At 74.4% G+C, this 21,479-nt stretch carries 16 protein-coding genes (1 of these 16 only partly in view); 7 read left to right on the forward strand and 9 right to left on the reverse strand.

Translation table 11 applies throughout. The annotated features are described in order from the left end of the window. The first annotated feature begins 58 nt into the window (after positions 1-58). Both ACZ5GH_RS30630 and ACZ5GH_RS30635 read left to right on the forward strand, forming a co-directional pair. The gene (locus ACZ5GH_RS30630; protein WP_387759799.1) at positions 59-4,621 is read left to right on the forward strand and encodes a hypothetical protein; all 4,563 of its coding nucleotides are present in this window, start codon (positions 59-61) and stop codon (positions 4,619-4,621) included. A 19-nt stretch (positions 4,622-4,640) separates the two neighbouring features. Next, a complete protein-coding gene (locus ACZ5GH_RS30635; RefSeq protein ID WP_387759800.1) occupies positions 4,641-5,408 on the forward strand; it encodes a metallophosphoesterase in 768 nt (255 codons plus the stop codon). A gap of 15 nt (positions 5,409-5,423) precedes the next feature. Here the strand turns inward: ACZ5GH_RS30635 and ACZ5GH_RS30640 are convergent, their stop codons facing one another. Next, positions 5,424-5,975 (reverse strand): hypothetical protein, encoded by a 552-nt coding sequence (locus tag ACZ5GH_RS30640; protein WP_464335896.1) that lies wholly within the window; start codon positions 5,973-5,975, stop codon positions 5,424-5,426. A 199-nt stretch (positions 5,976-6,174) separates the two neighbouring features. Then, positions 6,175-6,870 carry a FadR/GntR family transcriptional regulator gene (locus ACZ5GH_RS30645; protein WP_464335897.1) on the reverse strand — a complete coding sequence of 232 codons (696 nt, stop codon included), beginning with the start codon at positions 6,868-6,870 and terminating at the stop codon, positions 6,175-6,177. Positions 6,871-7,103: 233 nt separating this feature from the next. On the opposite strand from ACZ5GH_RS30645, the gene ACZ5GH_RS30650 reads away from it, so the two are divergent. Together ACZ5GH_RS30650 and ACZ5GH_RS30655 are read left to right on the forward strand one after the other, a co-directional pair. Then, complete coding sequence (locus tag ACZ5GH_RS30650; protein WP_387759805.1) at positions 7,104-7,658, forward strand: gluconokinase; 555 nt, start codon at positions 7,104-7,106, stop codon at positions 7,656-7,658. Between the two features lie 2 nt (positions 7,659-7,660). Continuing rightward, the gene (locus ACZ5GH_RS30655) at positions 7,661-9,049 is read left to right on the forward strand and encodes a GntP family permease (protein ID WP_464336900.1); all 1,389 of its coding nucleotides are present in this window, start codon (positions 7,661-7,663) and stop codon (positions 9,047-9,049) included. Positions 9,050-9,391: 342 nt separating this feature from the next. Here ACZ5GH_RS30655 and ACZ5GH_RS30660 read toward each other — a convergent pair whose 3' ends face one another. From ACZ5GH_RS30660 to mmuM, 5 genes are all read right to left on the reverse strand, one after another. Continuing rightward, a complete protein-coding gene (locus ACZ5GH_RS30660; protein ID WP_387759806.1) occupies positions 9,392-10,984 on the reverse strand; it encodes a glycerol-3-phosphate dehydrogenase/oxidase in 1,593 nt (530 codons plus the stop codon). Between the two features lie 173 nt (positions 10,985-11,157). Further along, positions 11,158-12,678: a glycerol kinase GlpK gene (gene glpK, locus ACZ5GH_RS30665; RefSeq protein WP_387759807.1), complete on the reverse strand. Its 1,521-nt coding sequence runs from the start codon at positions 12,676-12,678 to the stop codon at positions 11,158-11,160. Positions 12,679-12,774: 96 nt separating this feature from the next. Then, positions 12,775-13,494, reverse strand: a complete 720-nt coding sequence (locus ACZ5GH_RS30670) for an MIP/aquaporin family protein (protein WP_387759809.1) — start codon at positions 13,492-13,494, stop codon at positions 12,775-12,777. A gap of 325 nt (positions 13,495-13,819) precedes the next feature. Continuing rightward, positions 13,820-14,584, reverse strand: coding sequence for an IclR family transcriptional regulator (locus ACZ5GH_RS30675; RefSeq protein ID WP_387759810.1), 765 nt, complete (start codon positions 14,582-14,584; stop codon positions 13,820-13,822). Positions 14,585-14,774: 190 nt separating this feature from the next. Continuing rightward, positions 14,775-15,728, reverse strand: a complete 954-nt coding sequence (gene mmuM, locus ACZ5GH_RS30680) for a homocysteine S-methyltransferase (RefSeq protein WP_387759811.1) — start codon at positions 15,726-15,728, stop codon at positions 14,775-14,777. Between the two features lie 173 nt (positions 15,729-15,901). On the opposite strand from mmuM, the gene ACZ5GH_RS30685 reads away from it, so the two are divergent. From ACZ5GH_RS30685 to ACZ5GH_RS30695, 3 genes are all read left to right on the forward strand, one after another. Continuing rightward, positions 15,902-16,807: an NUDIX hydrolase gene (locus tag ACZ5GH_RS30685; protein WP_464335898.1), complete on the forward strand. Its 906-nt coding sequence runs from the start codon at positions 15,902-15,904 to the stop codon at positions 16,805-16,807. 50 nt (positions 16,808-16,857) lie between these two features. Continuing rightward, a complete protein-coding gene (locus ACZ5GH_RS30690) occupies positions 16,858-17,424 on the forward strand; it encodes an NUDIX domain-containing protein (RefSeq protein WP_464335899.1) in 567 nt (188 codons plus the stop codon). A gap of 129 nt (positions 17,425-17,553) precedes the next feature. Beyond that, positions 17,554-19,572 (forward strand): acetoacetate--CoA ligase, encoded by a 2,019-nt coding sequence (locus ACZ5GH_RS30695; protein WP_464335900.1) that lies wholly within the window; start codon positions 17,554-17,556, stop codon positions 19,570-19,572. A gap of 68 nt (positions 19,573-19,640) precedes the next feature. Here ACZ5GH_RS30695 and ptsP read toward each other — a convergent pair whose 3' ends face one another. Both ptsP and ACZ5GH_RS30705 read right to left on the reverse strand, forming a co-directional pair. Then, entirely contained in the window at positions 19,641-21,311 is a 1,671-nt protein-coding gene (ptsP, locus tag ACZ5GH_RS30700; protein ID WP_464335901.1) for a phosphoenolpyruvate--protein phosphotransferase, read from the reverse strand. A gap of 97 nt (positions 21,312-21,408) precedes the next feature. Beyond that, on the reverse strand, positions 21,409-21,479 hold the 3' end of the coding sequence (locus ACZ5GH_RS30705; protein WP_401118214.1) for a PTS sugar transporter subunit IIA. Its footprint extends 379 nt past the window's final position; only the last 71 of its 450 coding nucleotides appear in the window; the start codon falls outside the window, past its right edge; the stop codon is at positions 21,409-21,411.

The following is a 21,479-nucleotide window of genomic DNA, read 5'->3' on the forward strand; positions in this document are numbered from 1 at the left end:
CCCCGCGCCGGCCCGCGCCCATCCCTCACGCCACGCAAGCCACGGAGAACCGCCGCACATGTACGAGCTCAACCGGGTCCGCCTCTACTCGATCGGACCGGCCGGCGCCCGCTACGCCGACACGGTGCTCGACCTGCGCGGCGTCGGCGAGCCGGTCGCCGACCCCGCCCCGCAGCAGATCGGCCTGTTCGGCGAGGACCCCGACGGCCCGGTCCGCCGCCCCGCCCCGGCCGGCGTGCTCTTCCTGGAGAACGGCGGCGGCAAGTCCGTCCTGCTCAAGCTGATCTTCTCGGTCATGCTCCCCGGCCACCGCAACACCCTCGGCGGCGCCAGCTCCGGCGTGCTGCGCAAGTTCCTGCTCGCCGACGACTGCGGCCACGTCGCCCTGGAGTGGCAGCACACCGTCACCGGCGAGCTGATCGTGGTCGGCAAGGTCAGCGAGTGGCGCGGCCGCCAGGTCTCCTCCGACCCGCGCAAGTTCGCCGAGACCTGGTACTCCTTCCGCCCCGGCCCCGGCCTGACCCTCGACTCGCTGCCGGTCGCCGAGCGGGTCAGCCTGGCCGGCGACCAGAAGGCCCGCGGCCGCCGCCGCACCATGAAGGGCTTCCGCGACGCCCTCACCGAGGCCGGCAAGGCCCACTCCCACCTCGACCTGGTCTTCGAGGACGGTCACGACCGCTGGACCGAGCACCTCGGCGAGCTCGGCCTCGACCCCGAACTCTTCCGCTACCAGCGCGAGATGAACGCCGACGAGGGCGAGGCGGCCGGCCTCTTCGCGGTCAAGCACGACAGCGACTTCACCGACCTCCTGCTGCGCGCCGTCACCGACACCCGGGACACCGACGGCCTCGCCGACCTCGTGCACGGCTTCGCCGCCAAGCTCGGCCGCCGCGCCGAACTCACCGCCGAACGCGACTTCACCGCGGGGTCGGCGGACCTGCTGGAGCGCATCGCCGAGGCCACCACGGCCCGCGAGACGGTCCGCGAGGCCCACCGCACCGCCGAGCGCCGCACCCGCCGGCTCGCCCACGCCCTCGCCTCGCGCGCGGCCGCCGAACGCGACCGCGCCCAGGACCTCGCCATCGAGGTCGCCGCCGCCGCGAGCGCCGTCACCGCGGCCGAGGCCGACCGCACCCGGCACAGCCTGATCGCCGACGAACTCACCTACCGGCACGCCACGTTGAGCCTCACCGCGGCCACCGCCGAGGCCGCCGCGCTGCGCCGCGAACTCATCGACGCCCGCACCCTGCACTCCGCCTGGCAGGCCGCCGAGGCGGTGCTGCGCCAGCGCGCCGCCGCCGACCGGGTCGCCCGGGTCGCCGCCGCGATCCGCGAGGCCGAGCTGGACGCCGCCCCCGCGCTGGCCGCCCGCGCCCGCGCCGCGACCGCCCTGGCCCGCGCCCTGGAGGCCGCCGCCGCGGCCGCCGAGTCCCGCGCCGACGCCGAGGAGGAGCGCGCGGGCGAACTCCAGCAGGACGGCGGCAAGGCGCAGTCCGACGCCACCGAGGCCGCCACCGCCGCCCAGAAGGCCCGCAGCGAGGCCGAGCACCTGCGCCAGCGCCTCGCCGAGGTCGAGCAGGAGACCGAGGCCGCCGTCTCGGCCGGCTTCATCGACGCCGACGGCGACGTGGACCCGGCCCGCGCCGCGCTGCACGCCGCCGACGTCGAGAAGGCCGCCGCCGCCGCGCTCGCCCAGGCCCGCGCCGCCGCCGAGGCCTCCGCCGCCCGGCTCCGCGAGGCCGCCGCCGCCACCTCGCGCGCCGAACTCGCCGCCGAGCGGGCCGGCGACGCCCGCAAGGACGCCGCCCGGGCCCTCGCCGCCGAGCAGCGCACCGCCGCCCTGCTCGCCACCGAACAGCGCCTCGCCGACCTGCTCTCCCTGACCGCCTACCAGGACGGCGCGGAGGAGGACGCGGGCTTCCTCACCCCCGCCGTGCTCGACCGCAACGCCGAGTACCTGCGCGAACTCCTCGACGAGTCCATCGCGACCGCCGAACGCACCCTGTTCGACCTCCGGACGGCCGCCGCCGACGACTCCCGCATCCTCGCCGCCCTCGGCGACGGCGGCCTGCTGCCGCCCGGCCCGGACGTGCTCGCCACCGTCGAGTACCTCGCCGAGCACGGCATCCCGGCCCTGCCCGGCTGGCGCTACCTCGCCCAGTCCGTCGACCCGGCCGACCACGACGCGATCCTCGCCGCCCGCCCCGAACTGGTCGACGGCGTGGTCGTCACCGACCCGGCCTCGCTGGAGCGCGCCCGCGAGGCCCTGCAGGCCGCCGCCCTGCTGCCGCGCTCCACCGTCGCCGTCGGCGCCGCCGCCTCGCTGATCGCCCCGATCACCGACGAGCCCGCCTTCTTCCTCGTCCCGCCGAACCCGGCCATGCACGACGAGTCCGCCGCCGACGGCGAGCGCCGCGACCTGCGCGCCCGGGTGAGCGCCCGCGAGGAGCACATCCGCGAACTGGCCGGCCGCCTCGGCGCCGACCGCGCGCTCGCCGCCCGCCTCGCCTCCTGGCACGCCAGCTGCCCGCCCGGCACCCTCGCCGAACTCGCCGCCGCCGCCGAGGCCGCCCGCGAGCAGGCCGAGCAGGCCGCCGCCGCCCTGGCCACCCTGCGCGCCGACCACGACGAGGCCGAGACCGACCACGCCGCGGCCGCCTCCGCCCACGAGGAGCACCGCGAGGCCGCGCAGCGCGCCCGCCGCCGCGCCGACGCCCTCTCCGGCCTCGCCTTCCGGCTGCGCGAGCGCGGCAACTGGGCCCGCCGCCAGCGCGAACTCGCCGAGGACGCCGCCGAGTGCGACCGCCGCCAGGCCCTGTGCGCGGAACGCGCCCGCACCTGCGACGAGGACCGCCGCGCCGCCCAGCGCGCCGCCGACGACGCCCGCCGTACGGCCCGCGCGCTGCGCGCCGAACGTGCCGAGATCCCCGCCGCCGAGCAGGCCGACGAGCCCGCCGAGGCCGCCCCCGCCGCGCTGCCCGCCCTGCGCGAGGCCTACCGCGCCGCCTCCCAGCTGTACGAGAAGGTCGGCGTCGGCGCCGACCTGCGCGCGGAACAGGCCCGCGCCGAGGGCGACGAGGCCGCCGCCGCGGCCGAACTCGACCGCCTCACCAACAAGGTGCGCACCCGCGCCGAGGAGCTCCTCGGCAGCCCCGACGGTGCCGACGGCCCGGCCCGGCAGGCCGCCGCCGCCCGGGCCGAGGAACTGGTCGCCACCATCGAGGCGCGCTCCGCCGTCGCCAGCGAGCAGCTCGGCCGACTGCGCGGCGAGGCCGAACGCTCCGCCCCCGCCGACGGCGAGGCGCACACCGAGCTGCCCGAGGACCTCGTCCCCACCGACCCGGAGCACGCCCAGGCCCTGCTGCGCACCGCCACCAGTCGGCTCGCCGAGCGCCGCGAGGCCCTGGACGCCGCCCGCACCGCCCACACCGACCTCCAGCGCACCTTCGACACCGCCCAGGCCGCCGCCGCCGACTTCGACGAGCTGGCCGGCCAGCTGCGCGACGGCCTGCGCGACCACCAGGAGGACCCGGAGGACCCGGTCGAGCCGTACCTCGGCTCGCTGGCCGAGGCCCGCACCGGCGCCACCGAGGCCCGCCGCGCCCTGCGCACCGCCGCCGGCGAGCTGTCCTCCGCCGAACTCGCCGTCCGCGACGCCTCCGACGCCCTGGTCCGGCACGCCAACGCCGCCCGCTACGAGGCCGTCCGCACCCCCGCCCGCCAGCAGATCCGCGAACTGCCCGCCTCCGCGCTGCCCGAGCACGCCGCCGCCTGGGCCGCCGCCTTCGCGCCCCGGCTGCGGGTGCTCACCGACGAGCTCGCCCAGCTGGAGAAGAACCGCGGCTCGATCGTGGACCGGCTGCGCGGCCTGGTCGAGTCCTCGCTCACCACCCTGCGCGCCGCCCAGCGGCTGTCCCGGCTGCCCGAGGGCCTGGGGGAGTGGTCCGGCCAGGAGTTCCTCCGGATCCGCTTCGAGGACCCGGACCACGCCACCCTGGTCGAGCGCCTGGGCGAGGTCATCGACGAGGCCACCCGCGCCGCGGTCAGGAAGAACAGCGACCTGCGCCGCGACGGCATGTCCCTGCTGCTGCGCGGCGTCGCCGCCGCGATCGGCCCCAAGGGCGTCAGCGTCGAGATCCTCAAGCCCGACGCGGTGCTGCGCGCCGAACGGGTCGGCGTCGGCCAGATGTCCGACGTGTTCTCCGGCGGCCAGCTGCTCACCGCGGCGATCGCGCTGTACTGCACGATGGCCGCGCTGCGCGCCAACGACCGCGGCCAGTCCCAACTGCGGCACGCGGGCACGCTGTTCCTGGACAACCCGATCGGCCGCGCCAACGCCACCTACCTGCTGGAGCTCCAGCGGGCCGTGGCCGACGCGCTCGGCGTCCAGCTGATCTACACCACCGGCCTGTTCGACACCACCGCGCTCGCCGAGTTCCCGCTGGTGATCCGGCTGCGCAACGACGCCGACCTGCGGGCCGGCCTCAAGTACATCTCGGTGGAGGAGCACCTGCGTCCGGGCCTGCCCGCCGCGCCGGACCCGGACGGCCCGACCATCCACGGCGAGATCACCGCCACCCGGATGTTCAAGCGCCCCGCGGAGGTTCCGGCCCAGCCGTGAAGTGGATAGCGTGATCATCATGTTGACGATCGCGCACCTCAGTGACATCCACCTCGGCCAGGACCACCGCCGGGACGGCGGCGAGCGCGCCCGGCGGCGGGCCGAGCAGGTGATGGCGTACCTCGACGCCCTGCCCGGCCCGCTGGACGCGGTGCTGGTCACCGGCGACCTCGCCGACCAGGGCCTGGCCGAGGAGTACCGGCAGGTGGCCGAGGTGCTGAAGTCCCGGCACCCGGTGCTGATCTGCCCCGGCAACCACGACTCCCGGGCGCCGTACCGGGAGGTGCTGCTCGGCGAGGCGCCGGCACAGGGCCCGGTCAACCGGCTGCACCGACTGCCGGGCGCCGACGTGCTGATGCTCGACTCGTCCGTACCCGGGCAGCACGACGGCCTGCTGGACGAGGAGACGCTGGACTGGCTCGACGCACAGCTCACCGAGGGGCGTACCGAGTTGCCGGCGCTGGTGGCCTTCCACCACCCGCCGGTGGAGCTGCACCTGCCGTACGTCGACCCGATCCGCCAGTTCGGCGAGGAGCGGCTGGCACGGGTGCTGCGCGAGCACCCCCGGGTGGCCGCCCTGCTCTGCGGGCACGCCCACACCGCCGCCGCGACCACCTTCGCCGGCCTGCCGCTGCTGGTCGCGCCCGGCGTGGTCTCCACCGTCACGCTGCCCTTCGAGAGCGAGCACGAGATCGCCTTCGACCATCCGCCGATGCTGGCCTTCCACGTCCTGGACGACGACCGCCGGCTCACCACCCACTACCGGGCGCTGCCGGTGCGGGACTGACCGACCCGGCCGCCGCTACGGGTGGTTGGGCCGGACCCGGGCCTGGCGCGGCGGCTGCGGCGGTGACTGGCGCGGCGGTTGGTGGGGCTGCTCGCGCGGTTGTCGGTATGGCTGCTGGTACGGCGCCCGCGGCGGCTGGTGCCCGGGCCCGTACGGCTGCTGCCGCCCCGGCCCGTACGGCTGTTGCCCGGGCGCGTACGGCTGCGGCTCGGCCGACTCGTACGGCTGCCGGTACACCGAGGACGGGCCGGGCGGGGGGAGCGGCCGCGCGGCCGGCGGCCCGGGCGGCGTCCGGCTGCCCGCCATCGGGTACGCGGAGCCGGGCGCGCGCATCCGCTGGGCCGCGACCTGGCGGGAGATCAGGATCTCCAGCAGGCACCACATGGTGCCGAACACCCCGAGCCCCATCGCCAGCAGCGCGGGCGTCAGCAGCCAACTGCCCGCGTACGAGGCCAGCGTCGCCACCACGACACCCACCAGGGTGAAGGACAGGCAGAGCACCGCCCGGACTGCGGCGGCGCGCACCTCGTCGGGCAGGCGGCGACGACGGCGGCGTGGCACGGACATCGAGCGACCCCCAGGCACGTGGCGCGTGTTCGGTGAAGCATACGGAACGGGCGCACACGAAACACGCCCCTTCGCCTCACTCTGCCCAGCCGAACCGGGACTATGCGTCCGAAACCGTCGAACTACCGCCAAACCCGTGCCATCCGGGCAGCCCCGGCCGGCCGCGAGGGGCAGGCCCGGCGGCCGGGCGGGCCGGCGCTCAGCCCAGCTGGAGGTTGAGCTCCTCCAGTGCGCCGGTCACGATCGTCCGCATCGCCTGCTCGGCGTGGACGGCGTCCTCGGCGCAGATCGCCTCCGCGACCTCGCGGTGCAACCGGATCGCGTACGGCTCCGGCTGATGGGGCATCAGATGGTACTCGGTCCGGCCGGTGAGCACCGCCGCGACGGTGTCCCCGAGGTGGGCGAACATCTCGTTGCCGGAGGCCCGCAGCACCAGGGAGTGGAAGGCGATGTCGTGCCTGAGGAAGGCGGTCAGGTCGGCGGCCCGTGCGGTGACCGTCAAGTCCACGGCCAGTGAGCTGAGTTCGCGCCGGTCGTCGTCGCTCGCGTGGGTGGCGGCGAGCGCGGCCGCGGCCGGTTCGACGGCCACCCGCAGCGAACCGAGGGAGCGCAGTTGGGCGGGCCGGTCCGAGCCGGCCAGGCGCCAGCGGATCACCATCGGGTCGAAGACGTCCCAGAGCGACCTGGGCTGCACGGTGATCCCGACCCGCCGCCGGGAGGCGACCATCCGCATCCCCTCCAGGATCCGCACCGCCTCCCGGACCACCGTCCGGGACACCCCGAACCGGGCCTCCAGCTCCTCGCCGCGCAGCACCGCCCCCTCGGGGATCTCCCCCGACGCGATCGCCGGCCCGAGTTCGTCAAGCAGCCGCCCGGGCAGCCCCTGGATCTCCATCCGCCCAGCGTAGTCGCCCGCCCCGCGAGCCCCCGTGCCGCCCTGCGGGCCCCGGCACCGCCCTGGCACCGCCCCGACCGTCCCGTCGCCGCCCCCTCGCCGCCCTTCGCGGCCGCGAGACCGCCTGCGATCCAGGCCACACCGCAAAAGTATGACGATTTGGTTTCCGACACTTGAATACGTCATATCTTTGAGGCGATAGTGGCGGCCAGGCAACGAAGGAGCACCACCCCATGGCTCTCAGCGTCGAGATCCACGACCTCCCGCAGGCCCCCCTCACCGTTGTGGTGATGGGCGTCTCGGGCGTCGGCAAGACCACCCTGGCCCGCCTGCTGGCGGACCGCCTCGCCCTCCCCTTCGCCGAGGCGGACGACTTCCACCCCGCGGCCAACATCGCCAAGATGTCGGCCGGCATCCCGCTGGGCGACGAGGACCGCGCCCCCTGGCTGCGCGCCATCGGCGCCTGGCTCAAGGAGCGGACCGAGTCCGGCAGCGGCGGTGTGGTCACCTGCTCGGCGCTGAAGCACCGCTATCGCGACACCCTGCGCGCGGCCTGCCCGGGCGCCTTCTTCCTGCACCTCAGCGGTGGCCACGAGCTGGTCGAGGACCGGCTCAGCCACCGCTCCGGCCACTTCATGCCGTCCTCGCTGCTCGACTCGCAGTACGCCGCCCTGGAACCCCTGGAGGCGGACGAGCGCGGTGCCGTCCTGGACGTGGGCCCGTCCCCCGAAGAACTCGTCGAGATGGCCGTGGCACTGCTGCGGCCCGTCAATGGAGACCTCGCGTGAGCATGTCCCCCACTCTGCTGGCGGCCGCCCCACCGGCCCTGCCGCACACCAGCAGTGACTCCCAGCTGCTGATCGCGGTGCTGCTCAGCATCGGTACGATCGTCGTACTGATCACCAAGCTGAAGCTGCACCCGTTCCTCGCCCTCACACTCGGCTCCGGTCTGCTGGCCGCCGTCGCGGGCGCCCCCTTCGACAAGCTGCTCAGCAGCTTCTCCACGGGCTTCGGCTCCACCGTCGCCAGCGTCGGCCTGCTGATCGGCCTCGGCGCGATGCTCGGCAAGCTGCTGGCGGACTCCGGCGGCGCCAACATCATCGCGGACACCGTGCTCTCCCGCACCGGGAACAAGGCGCTGCCCTGGGCGATGGCGCTGATCGCGGCCGTGCTCGGCCTGCCGCTGTTCTTCGAGGTCGGCGTCGTCCTGCTGATCCCGATCGTGCTGCTGGTCGCCCGCCGCGGCAACGTGCCGCTGATGCGGATCGGCATCCCGGCCCTGGCCGGCCTGTCGGTGCTGCACGGCCTGGTGCCCCCGCACCCGGGCCCGCTGGTCGCCGTCGACGCGCTGAAGGCCGACCTCGGCATCACCCTGGCGCTCGGCCTGCTGATCGCCGTCCCGACCCTGGTCATCGCCGGTCCGCTGTTCGCGCGGCTGGCCGAGCGCTGGGTCGGCCCGCTGGAGCTCCCGGCGGCCACCGCCCCCGAGGAGACGGCCAAGCACGACCGCACCCCGTCCTTCGCCGCGGTGCTGGCCACCATCCTGCTGCCGGTCGTGCTGATGCTCGGCAAGGCGCTGGCCGACGTGGTGATCGACGACCCGAAGGCGATCGGCCAGCGGGTGTTCGACTTCATCGGCTCCCCGCTGATCGCGCTGCTCGCCGCGACCCTGCTCGGCATGGTGACCCTCGGCAAGGCGGCCGGTTTCGACCGGGCCCGGATCTCCGACACCGTCGGCAAGTCGCTCGGCCCGATCGCCGGCATCGTGTTCATCGTCGGCGCGGGCGGCGGCTTCAAGCAGACCCTGATCGACGTGGGCGTCGGCAACGCGGTGAGCGAGTGGTCCGGCAAGTGGCACATCTCGGCGCTGCTGCTGGGCTGGCTGATCGCCGTGCTGATCCGCCTGGCCACCGGCTCGGCGACGGTCGCCACGATCACCGCGGCCGGCATCGTCTCCCCGCTCGCCGCGAACATGTCCTCGACCCACGCGGCCCTGCTGGTGCTCGCGATCGGCGCCGGCTCGCTGTTCCTCTCGCACGTCAACGACGCCGGGTTCTGGCTGGTGAAGGAGTACTTCGGGATGAGCGTCGGGCAGACGCTGAAGTCCTGGTCGGTGATGGAGACGGTGATCTCGGTGGTCGCCATCGCCCTGATCCTGCCGCTCAGCCTGGTCATCTAGCGCACGAAGCAGCAACGCCGAGGGGCGGCACCCGTGACCGTACGGGTGCCGCCCCTCGGCGTTTCGCCGACCGGGCCCACCGGCTCGGGCCCGGCGGGCCCGCCGCTCCTCCACGGGCCCGGCACGCCCGGTCCGACCCGGAGCCCGGTCCGCCCTGCATGAACGCACGCCCGGTACGTCCGGCCCGACCCGGAGCCCGGTACGTCCGGCACGTCCGGCACGACCGGAGACAGGCAGGCACCCGCCACGCACGGAGGCCAGGCAGCCGCCCGGTACGCCGGAGGGCGGGCGCCCGGGGGAGTCCCCGGACGCCCGCCCTCCGTGAGCGGTCCGACCTACGTCCTACTTCTTGCGCTTCGCCAGGAAGGCCTCGACCTCGGCCTTGATCTCCGGCGTGTCCAGCCCGCGCACGGTCATCGTGGTGCGGCGGCGCAGCACGTCGTCCGCCGTGTACGCCCACTCGTTGTCCGCCGCGTACGCGACCTGCGCCCAGACGTCCGGACCGTCCTCGTGGATCGGCCGGCCGAGCTCCGGGTTCTCGTCGATCATGCGGGCGATGTCGAAGGACAGGGTGCCGTAGTGGCTGGCCAGGTGCTTGGCCACCAGCGGCTCCATCCGCGAGCCCGGCTCACGGTCGATCAGCAGGCGGTGCGCCACCGCGTTCGGCGCGCCGACGCCCGGCAGCGGGACGGTCGGGGCGATCGGGGACATGTCCTCGCCGAGGCTGGTGCCGGGCACGTGGGCCAGCTTCTCCAGCACGGCGCGGCCGATGTGCCGGTAGGTGGTCCACTTGCCGCCGGAGACCGACAGCATGCCGCCGCGGCCCTCGGTGACGACCGTCTCGCGCTTGGCGGCGGCGGTGTCGCCCGGGCCGCCCGGGAGCACCCGCAGGCCGGCGAAGGAGTAGGTGATCAGGTCGCGGTCGAGGTGCTCGTCGCGGATCGCGTGCGCGGCCTCGCCCATGATCTGGTCGATGTCCGCGTCGGTGGCCCGGACGTCCTTCGGGTCGCCGGTGTACTCCTCGTCGGTGGTGCCGAGCAGGACGTGGTCCTCCCACGGGATGGCGAAGGAGACGCGGTACTTGTCGATCGGGATGGTCAGCGCGGCGCGCCACGGCGAGCGGCGCTTGACGACCACGTGCGCGCCCTTGGAGAGGCGGATCGACGGCGCGGCGCCGGCGTCCTCCATCTTGCGCAGGTGGTCCACCCACGGGCCGGTGGCGTTGAGCACCAGGCGGGCGTCGACGCCGAACTCGGTGCCGTCCAGGCGGTCGCGCAGCTCGGCGCCGGTGACCCGGCCGCCGGTGAAGCGCAGCCCGGTGACCTCGGCGTGGTTGAGCACCACGGCGCCGGCGTCGACCGCGGCGCGCACGGTCATCACGGCGACGCGCGAGTCGTTCATCTGGTGGTCGCCGTAGACGGCCACCGAGCGCAGGCCCTCGGTGCGCAGCGCGGGCACCTGCTGGGCGGCGTGCGCGGCGGTGGAGACCCGGCCCATGCCGTCGCGGAAGGCGGACAGCGCCGAGTACAGGAAGACGCCGGCGCCGAGCTTGGCGGCGCCGTGCGGGCCGCCCTTGTAGACCGGGACGAAGAAGGTCAGCGGGTTGACCAGGTGCGGGGCCACGTCGGTGGAGAGCGCGCGGCGCTCCTTGTGGTTCTCCGCGACCAGTTTGACCGCACCGGTCTGCAGGTAGCGCAGACCGCCGTGGACGAGCTTGGAGGAGGCGCTGGAGGTGGCGCCGGCGAAGTCGCCGGCGTCGACCATGGCGACCTTCAGACCGGCCTGGGACGCGGTCCAGGCGACGGCCGTGCCGAGGATGCCGCCCCCGATCACCAGCAGGTCGTAGGTGGCCTTGCCGAGCAGTTCGCGGGTCTCGGCGCGGGAGGCGGTGCGGCCGGCGGTGCGCTCGGCGCCCAGGGTCGGGATGGTTGCCATGGTGATTGTGTACGGCGCGCGGGTCGGGCGGCGCCGTTACTCCTCTCGTGTGCGGTGCGGCCCCTCGGGAGAGGCCGGTCGGCCCGGTGCGGCGGGCCGGTGAAACACGGTGACGCCCGCTGCCGGAACGGCGGGCGGCCGGCCGGGGCACGGGGCCCCGACCGGCTGTTCGATCAGTTGTTCTCTTCCTCTTCCACCCAGTCCATGGTGCGCTCCACGGCCTTGAGCCACTTCTTGTACTCGCGCTCCCGGGTGGCCTCGTCCATGCGCGGGGTCCACTCGGCGGCGCGGTGCCAGTTGGCCCGCAGGGTGTCGAGGTCGTTCCAGAAGCCGACGGCGAGTCCGGCCGCGTAGGCGGCGCCGAGGGCGGTGGTCTCGGCCACGTAGGGGCGCTCGACCGGGGCGTCCAGGACGTCGGCGATGTTCTGCATGAGCAGGTTGTTGCTGGTCATGCCGCCGTCGACCTTGAGGGCGGTGAGCTCGACCCCGGAGTCCTTCTGCATGGCGTCGACGACCTCGCGGGTCTGCCAGGCGGTGGCCTCCAGGACGGCCCGGGCCAGGTGGCCCTTGGTGACGTACCGGGTCAGTCCGGCGATCACACCGCGGGCGTCGGAGCGCCAGTACGGGGCGAACAGGCCGGAGAACGCCGGGACGAAGTAGGCGCCGCCGTTGTCCTCGACGGTGTTGGCGAGGGTCTCGATCTCGGCGGCGGTGGAGATGATGCCGAGCTGGTCGCGCAGCCACTGGACGAGCGAGCCGGTGACGGCGATCGAGCCTTCCAGGGCGTACACCGGGGCCTGGTCGCCGATCCGGTAGCCGACGGTGGTCAGCAGGCCGTGGTACGAGTTGACGATCTTCTCGCCGGTGTTCAGCAGCAGGAAGGTTCCGGTGCCGTAGGTGGACTTGGCCTCGCCCTCGTCGAAGCAGGTCTGGCCGAACAGCGCGGCCTGCTGGTCGCCGAGCGCGGAGGCGACCGGGACGCCGGCCAGGTCGCCGACGGCCTCGCCGTAGACCTCGGCGGAGGAGCGGATCTCCGGCAGGACGGACATCGGGACGCCCATCGACTCGGCGATCTTGTCGTCCCACTGCAGGGTGTGCAGGTTCATCAGCATGGTGCGGCTGGCGTTGGTGACGTCCGTGACGTGCTTGCCGCCGTCGACACCGCCGGTGAGGTTCCAGATCACCCAGGTGTCCATGGTGCCGAAGAGGATGTCGCCGGCCTCGGCGCGCTCGCGCAGGCCCTCGACGTTGTCCAGCAGCCAGCGGATCTTCGGGCCGGCGAAGTAGCTGGCCAGCGGGAGGCCGGTCTCGCGGCGGAAGCGGTCCTGGCCGACGTTGCGGCCCAGCTCGCGGCAGAGCGTCTCGGTGCGGGTGTCCTGCCACACCAGCGCGTTGTGCACCGGCTCGCCGGTGTTCTTGTCCCACAGGACGGTGGTCTCGCGCTGGTTGGTGATGCCGATCGCGCGGATGTCGTCCTTGGTCAGGCCGGCCTTCTCCAGCGCGCCGCGGACGACGGACTGCACCCGGGTCCAGATCTCGGCGGCGTCGTGCTCGACGTAGCCGGGCTGGGGGAAGATCTGCCGGTGCTCCTGCTGGTCGACGGCGACGATCCGGCCGTCGGCGCCGAAGATGATGCAGCGGCTGGAGGTGGTGCCCTGGTCGATCGCGGCGATGTAGTTACCGGTGGAGGTCATGGGGAGGGTCCTCGGCTCGGGTTCGGGGGATACGGGGTGGGTGGGCCTGACGCTCGCTCGGTCAGTCCCCGTGTGCGGCGGGGTCGAACCCGTCCGTCAGAAGATGGCGTTGTAGACGCCGCCGGCCGCGAGGCCGCCCAGGATCGGGCCGACGACCGGGACCCAGGCGTACGACCAGTCGGAGCCGCCCTTGTTCGGGATCGGCAGCAGGGCGTGGGCGATGCGCGGGCCGAGGTCGCGGGCCGGGTTGATCGCGTAGCCGGTCGGACCGCCCAGCGAGAGGCCGATGCCGACGACGGTGAAGGCGACCATCAGGGTGCTGGTGCCGGACTGGGTGAGGCCGGAGTTGGTGCCGATGGTGAGGATCGCGAAGCAGAGCACGAAGGTGCCGATGACCTCGGTGAGCACGTTCTGGAACGGGTTCCGGATCTCGGGACCGGTCGAGAAGATGCCGAGGGTGGGCTCCTCGTTCGCGTTGAACTGGCCCAGGTAGGTGGCCCAGACCAGGACGGCGCCGATGATCGCGCCGAGCAGCTGGGAACCGAGGTAGAGCGGCACCTGGCCCCACTCGCCGCTCTTGACCGCGAGCGCGATGGTGACGGCCGGGTTCAGGTGGGCGCCGGACTTCGGGGCCGACATGTAGGCGGCGATGAGGACCGCGAATCCCCAGCCGAAGGTGATCGCCAGCCAGCCGGCGTTGACGGCCTTCGACTTCTTGAGGGTCACGGCGGCGCAGACGCCACCGCCGAGAAGTATCAGGGCGGCGGTGCCGAGGGTTTCGCCGACGAAGACGTCGCCGTTGGAGAACGCGGACACAAAGACTCCCTTGTCCATATGGCCCGGAGGGTGGGGTGGGGGCGGGCGGCCGGTCGATCACTATGCGGGTGAGCGCACTGTGGAGGTGATCTCTCCGGCCATCGTTCGACAATGTCGACCGTCATGCGGAAGCTTCCTCCCCAGGTCGCCCCCACGTCAAGGCAGGGTTACGCAGCTGTGACCCTCGCCTCGACGGGTCCGTCGACGTTACCGAGCGGAGCGCCCCGAACCAGGACAAAACGCCAGAGGCGCGGACAGGCCTCCCGCCCGTCCGCGCCTCAGCGTGACGAATCGACGGCTCTGCGCGAGCCGTCCGTGGATGTGCTCAGAACCGCCCGGCGCCCAGGTCGCGGGAGATCGCCCGCGCCGCGCTGCGCACCGAGGCCACCAGCGAGGGCTTCACGAACCCGTCCTCGCAGACCCGCTCGACGGCGCCGCTGATGCACACCGCGCCCACCGGGTTGCGCCGCCGGTCCTGGATCAGCGCGCCGATCGAGGCCACGCCCTCCCAGGTCTCCTCGATCGAGTCAGCCCAGCCGCGCTCCCGGATCAGCGCGCACTCGGCGTCCACGTCGGCCGCCCCGGTCAGCGTCCGCACGGTGTACGACTCGTACGGCCCGTCGCCCAACTCCCCCCGCGCGACCGGGTCGTAGGCCACCAGCACCTTGCCCAGCGCGGTGCTGTGCAACGGCTGCATCGAACCGACCTCCAGCACCTGCCGGGTGTCGTCCGGCCGGAACACGTGGTGCACGATCAGCACGCCCTGCTGGTGCAGCACCCCCAGGTAGACCGTCTCCCCGGACGCCCGGGCCAGGTCGTCCGCCCACACCAGCGCCCGCGCCCGCAGCTCGTGCACGTCCAGGTAGCTCTGCCCCAGCCGCAGCAGTTCCGCGCCCAGCTGGTACTTGCCGGTCTCCGGATCCTGCTCGACGAACCCCTCCTGCTGCAGCGTGCGCAGGATGCCGTGCGCGGTGCCCTTGGCGAGCTCCAGCGCCGTCGCGACCTCGGACAGGCCCAGCCGGCGTTCGCCGCCGGCCAGCAGGCGCATGATCGCGGCGGCCCGGGAAAGCGACTGGATCGGGCCGGGCATGGGAACCTCCGCGCTGACAGGCGGTCGACAATGTCGACCGCAGTGGTGACGGGACGAGTCTGCCAGGCCGCGCTGACTCCGTGCACCTTCCCCCCGGGTAACCCGCCCTCCGCCCGCTGTTCACTTACGGCGCGGCCGCGGTCCGGCCGCTGTGTGCGCGCACGACCGCGCGCAGGTGAGCCGTCGGTCGTCAGCCGTGCCGGCCCACCGCGCCCGCCCGCTGCGCCCGGAGCACCGCCACCTCCGCCGCCAGCGCCGCGATCCCGTCCGTCCCGACCCGGCAGCAACCGCCCACCAGCCGAGCCCCGTCCGCGAGCCAGCCGCTCACCCGGGCCGAGCGGAAGGTCGGCTCGCCGCACCAGCCCCGGCGGGCGGCGTCCCAGCTCTCCCCGCTGTTCGGGTAGACCACCACCGGCTTCCCGGTCACCTCGGCGGCCACCGCCACCGCCCGGTCCGCGTCCTGCGGCGTACAGCAGTTGACGCCCACCGCGACCACCTCGTCCACGTCGGCGGCCAGCGCGAAGGCCTCCGCCAGCGGCTGTCCGGCCCTGGTCCGGTCGCCCTCGACGCTGTACGACAGCCAGGCCGGCACCCCGAGCCCGCGCACCAGGCCCAGCAGCGCCCGCGCCTCGTCCGCGTCCGGCACCGTCTCCAGCGCCAGCACGTCCGGCCGGGTCGCCGCCAGCACCTCCAGCCGCGGCCGGTGGAAGTCCGCCAGCTCCGCGACGCTCAGCCCGTACCGCCCCCGGTACTCCGAACCGTCCGCCAGCACCGCCCCGTACGGGCCCACCGAGGCCGCCACCCAGCGCCGCCGCCCGCCCGGCTCCGGGCGCGCCGCCTCCCGGGCCAGCTCCACGCTGCTCGCGAGCAGCCGCGCGGCCTGCGCCCGGTCCACCCCGCGGCGCGCGAAACCCTCGAAACTCGCCTGGTAGCTCGCGGTTATCGCGACGTCCGCGCCCGCCGCGAAGTACGCCCGGTGCGCCGCCACCACCGCCTGCGGGTCGTCCGCCAGCAACCGCGCCGACCAGAGCCCGTCCGAGAGGTCGTGGCCGGCCGCCGCCAACTGGTTCGACATCCCGCCGTCGAGCACCAGCGGCCCGGCGGCCAGCGCGGCGGCGAAGTCCGGCGGGGGAGCAGTGGGCATGTCGGTCTCCTCTGGCAGAGTTCCTGGTCACAGCCTAGAGGTGGGCGCCCCGGCCGAGCGGGAAAATCGTTTGCCGCAGGGGAACGCAATCGCTACGTTGTGCTCAGCCCGAGAAGAACGGCGCCGGCGGGGCAGGTCCGGCGGCACCGGTGAGCACGGAGAGGAGCCCGGCGATGGCAGCGGACGACCAGCCGCCCTCCACCGGGCCCGGAGCCGAGCAGGAATGGCTCGCCGCGTACGACCCGCGCGCCTATGCCCCGATCGCCGTCACGGTGGACGTGGTCGCCCTGACCTTGCGCCACGGCAGCCTGCACGTCCTGCTCGTCGAACGCGGCGCCCCGCCCCACCAGGGCTGCTGGGCGCTGCCCGGCGGCTTCCTGCGGGCCGGAGAGGAAGGCCTGGACGAGGCCGCCGCCCGCGAGCTGGCCGAGGAGACGGGCCTGCGGAGCGCCTCCGAGGCCGAGAACCGGCTCTGCCGCCTCCACCTCGAACAGCTCGGCACCTACGGCGCCCCCGACCGGGATCCACGGATGCACGTCGTCTCCGTCGCCTACCTCGCCTTCGCCCCGGACCTGCCCGACCCCCGGGCGGGGACGGACGCCGCGGCCGCCGCCTGGCACCCCGTCTCCGACCTGGACCTCCGGCCCCCCGGCCGGTCCCGAGCCGCCGGTGCGCCCGCCGACACCCACGGGGGTGGTGTCGACGGGCGCACCGGCCCAGGCCCGCTCACGCTGGCCTTCGACCACGCCCGGATCCTCTCCGACGGCCTCGACCGGGTACGCGCCAAACTCGAGTACAGCCCGCTGGCCACCGCCTTCCTGCCGTACGACTTCACCATCCCCGACCTCCGCGCCGTCTACGAGGCGGTCTGGGACGAGAAGCTCCACCCCGGCAACTTCCACCGCAAGGTGCTGTCCGTGCCCGGCTTCGTCGAGAGCACCGGCAGCACCACCGAGCGCGGCGGCGCCCGCGGCGGCCCCCGCGCCCGCACCTACCACGCCGGCGACGCCCGACTGCTGCACCCCGCGCTGCTCCGTCCCACCCGCGACGGCACGACCGACGACCCGGGCTCCTCCTGAGGCTCCGCCGCCCACGGCGATACCGCCGGCCCCCGGGCTACCATCCGGCCATGACCACTGACGAAGCGACGCCCTCCGAGGAAGCGCAGCGGACCGCCCACCGGCCGTTCTCGCACTGCCACTTCTGCGGCACGCCCTACCCGCCCGACACCCGCCTCTGGCCGCGCACCTGCCCCGGCTGCGCCGAGATCAGCTACCGCAACCCGCTGCCCGTCGCGGTCACCGTCCTCCCCGTCACCCGCCCCGACGCCGACCCCGCCCTGGTCGTCATCCGCCGCACCATCGAACCCGGCTACGGCGAACTCGCCTTCCCAGGCGGCTACATGGACTACGGCGAGAGCTGGCAGCAGGCCTGCGTGCGGGAACTGCAGGAGGAGACCGGCATCTCGGCCGACCCGGCCGAGGTCACCCTGATCCACACCGCCTCCGACCCCAACGGCCGCTTCGTCATGCTCTGCGGACTGCTCCCGGCCCGCCCGCTCGCCGACCTCCCGCCCTCCCGCCCCACCGACGAGACCGACGGCTGGCTGCTCGCCACCGTCGAAACCCCGCTGGTCTGGGACTTCCACAACGGGATCCTGCGCCGCTGGTTCAGCGGCGAGTTCACCGCGCGCTGAGCTCCCGCCCACCCGTCGGCCGACCCTGGCGCGGCGGGCGATCACATGGCATGGTCTGCACCGACAGCCCAACCGGACGGGTCTGCCACGAGCGCTCCCGTCCCCACCACCGGCCGGGAGACCACCACCGTGAGCACCCCACCGCAGGACCAGCCGCTCTGGCGCCCGAATCCCGCTCGCGCCGCCGCCACCACCCTGGTGGCCTTCCAGGCCTGGGCCGCCGAACACCACGGCGCCCCGGCCGCCCCGCTCGCCCCGGCCGCCGACGACCAGCAGGCCGCCCAGCGCTACGCCGACCTGCACGCCTGGTCCACCGAGGACCTCGACCGGTTCTGGACCGCGGTCACCCAGTGGTTCGACGTCCGCTTCACCCGGGCCCCCCAAGCGGTCCTCGCCGACCCGGCCATGCCCGGCGCCCGCTGGTTCCCCGGCGCCCGGCTCAACTACGCCGAGCACGCCCTGCGCGCCGCCGAGGACCCGGCCAACGCCGACCGCCCCGCCATCCTCCACCTCGACGAGACCACCGACCGGCCGGCCGTGCTCACCTGGACCGAGCTCCGCCGCCAGGTCGGCTCGCTGGCCGCCGCCCTGCGCGCCCGCGGCATCGGCCCCGGCGACCGGGTCAGCGCCTACCTGCCCAACGTCCCGCAGGCCGCCGTCGCCCTGCTCGCCACCGCCGCCGTCGGCGCCGTCTGGACCAGCTGCGCCCCCGACTTCGGCGCCCGCAGCGTCCTCGACCGCCTCCAGCAGATCGAACCCGCCGTCCTCTTCGCCGTCGACGGCTACCACTACGGCGGCAAGGACCACGACCGCACCGAGGTCGTCGCCGAACTCCGCCGCGAGCTGCCCGGCCTGCACACCGTCGTGCACGTCCCGCTGCTCGGCACCCCCGCCCCCGAGGGCGCCGTGAACTGGGACGACCTGGTCGCCGACGACGTCGAGCCGGTCTTCGAGCCGGTCCCCTTCGACCACCCGCTCTGGGTCCTCTACTCCTCCGGCACCACCGGCCTGCCCAAGGCCATCGTCCAGAGCCAGGGCGGCATCCTGCTCGAACACCTCAAGCAGGCCGGCCTCCACCTCGACCTCGGCCCCCGGGACCGCTTCCTCTGGTACACCTCCACCGGCTGGATGATGTGGAACTTCCTGCTGGCCGGCCTCCTCGTCGGGTCCACGATCGTCACCTACGACGGCAGCCCCGGCCACCCCGACACCGGCGCCCTCTGGTCGGTCGCCGCCCGCACCGGCGCGACCGTCCTCGGCACCTCCGCCGCGTACGTGATCGCCAGCCGCAAGGCCGGCCTCCACCCCGGCCGCGACCTCGACCTCTCCGCCGTGCGCTGCATCGGCACCACCGGCTCCCCGCTCCCGCCCGACGGCTTCCGCTGGATCTACGACGAGGTCAAGGAGGACGTCTGGCTCGCCTCCGTCAGCGGCGGCACCGACGTCTGTTCCTGCTTCGTCGGCGGCGTCCCCACCCTCCCCGTCCACCTCGGCGAGATCCAGGCCCCCTGCCTCGGCGCCGCCGTCGAGTCCTGGGACGTCCAGGGCAAGCCGCTCACCGACGCCGTCGGCGAACTCGTCGTCACCAAGCCCATCCCGTCGATGCCCACCGGCTTCTGGAACGACCCCGAGGGCACCCGGTACCACGACAGCTACTTCGACATGTACCCCGGCACCTGGCGCCACGGCGACTGGATCACCGTCACCTCCCGGGGCACCGTCGTCATCCACGGCCGCTCCGACTCCACCCTCAACCGCCAGGGCGTCCGGATGGGCTCCTCGGACATCTACGAGGTCGTCGAGCGCCTCCCGGAGATCGCCGAGTCCCTGGTCATCGGCCTGGAGGAGCCCGACGGCGGCTACTGGATGCCGCTGTTCGTCGTCCTCGCCCCCGGCGCGGAGCTGAACGACGAGGTGATCGGCCGCATCCGCACCTCGCTGCGCACCGAACTCTCCCCGCGCCACGTGCCGGACGAGGTCATCGCCGTCCGCGGCCTCCCGCACACCCTCACCGGCAAGCGGATCGAGGTCCCGGTCAAGCGCATCCTCTCCGGCACCCCGCTGGAGCAGGCCGTCAACCCCGGCTCCGTCGACCGCATCGAGCACCTGCGCTTCTTCGAGCAGCTCCGCCTCGACCGCCAGGCCTGACCGGCCGGCCCGCGGCACACGAAAGGGGCGCCCCCGGGTGGGGGCGCCCCTTTCGTGTCGCTACGCGGTCACTCGCCGGAGAGGACCTGCTGCGCCGCGGCCCGCGCGTCCTCGGCGCTGTCCGCGGCCCGGGCCGCCTCGGCCGCCCGGCGGCACTGCGCCAGGGTGTACTTGGCCAGCGTGGACCGCACATAGGGGATCGAGGCCGCGCCCATCGACAGGCTGGTGACACCCAGACCGGTCAGCACCACGGCCAGCAGCGGGTCGGAGGCCGCCTCGCCGCAGACGCCGCAGCTCTTGCCGCTCGCCCGCGCGGCGTCGGCCGCCGAGGCGACCAGGTCCAGCAGGGCCGGCTGCCACGGGTCCTGGAGCCGGGCCAGCGCACCCACCTGACGGTCGGCCGCGAAGGTGTACTGGGCGAGGTCGTTGGTCCCCAGCGACAGGAACTCGACCTCCTGGAGAATCGCCCTGGCGCGCAGCGCGGCCGACGGAATCTCCACCATCGCACCGAACTTGGCGTTCAGCCCGGCCTCACGGCACGCGCTCGCGAAGTCCCTGGCGTCCTGGCGGTCGGCCACCATCGGCGCCATCACCTCGAGGTGCACCGGCAGCCCCTCGGCCGCCGTGGCCAGCGCCTCGAGCTGGGTCCGCAGCACCTCGGGGTGTTCGAGCAGGGTGCGCAGACCGCGCACGCCCAGCGCCGGGTTCGGCTCGTCGGCGGGGGTCAGGAAGTCCAGCGGCTTGTCGGCGCCGGCGTCCAGCACCCGGACCACCACCCGGCCCTCGGGGAACGCCTCCAGCACCTTGCGGTACGCCTCGACCTGCTTCTCCGCGGTGGGCGCCTTCGCCGAGTCGTCCAGGAACAGGAACTCGGTGCGGAACAGGCCGACGCCCTCGGCGCCGTTCTCCAGCGCGGCCGGCACGTCGGCCGGGCCGCCCACGTTGGCCAGCAGCGGCACCCGGTGCCCGTCCGAGGTCTGCCCCGGGCCGGAGGAGGCGGCCAGCGCGGCCTTGCGCTCGGCGGCGGCCGCCCGCAGCTCGTCCTGCTTCTCCTGGGACGGCTCCAGCAGCACGTCGCCGGAGCTGCCGTCCACCGCGACGACGGTGCCCTCGGCGACGTCGATCGCGCCGGGCAGCGCCACGACGGCCGGCACGCCCATCGCCCGGGCCAGGATGGCGCTGTGGCTGGTCGGCCCGCCCTCCTCGGTCACGAAGCCGAGCACCAGGGCCGGGTCGAGCAGCGCGGTGTCGGCCGGCGCGAGGTCCCGCGCGAACAGCACGTACGGCTCGTCGCTGTCCGGCACGCCGGGCATCGGCACACCGAGCAGCCGGGCCACGATCCGGTTGCGCACGTCGTCCAGGTCGGCGACCCGCCCGGCCAGGTACTCCCCGGCGGAGGCGAGCAGTGCCCGGTAGGCCGCGAACGCGTCGTAGACGCCGCGCTCGGCGCTGCTGCCGACGGCGATCCGGCGGGACACGTCGGCCATCAGCTCCGGGTCCTGCGCCATCAGTGCCTGGGCCTCCAGCACGGCCTGGGCCTCGCCGCCCGCGAGGTTGCCGCGCGCGACGAGGTCGGCGGCGACGGCCTCGACGGCGGCCTGGGCGCGGGCCTGCTCGCGCGGGGCGTCCTCGGTCGGGATCTGGGTGGCCGGGGGCTCCAGCACCGCCGTCCCCATGTGCCGCACCTGGCCGATCGCGACCCCGTGGCTCACGCCCACGCCGCGCAGCGTCTTCTCCATGTCACCTGTCTCCGCTGAGATGAGCGGCCCCGCCGGGAACCGCTGAGTGGGGGCCGCCCCGTCATCTCGTCCGGGGCGGGTGTCGGAAGGAAAGGAGTCAGCGCCAGCTGAACAGCTGCTCGCCCGCCTTGGCGTCGCCGTCCTCCCGCAGCTCGCCGAGCGAGTCGG

This window comes from Kitasatospora sp. Xyl93, from assembly GCF_055383135.1.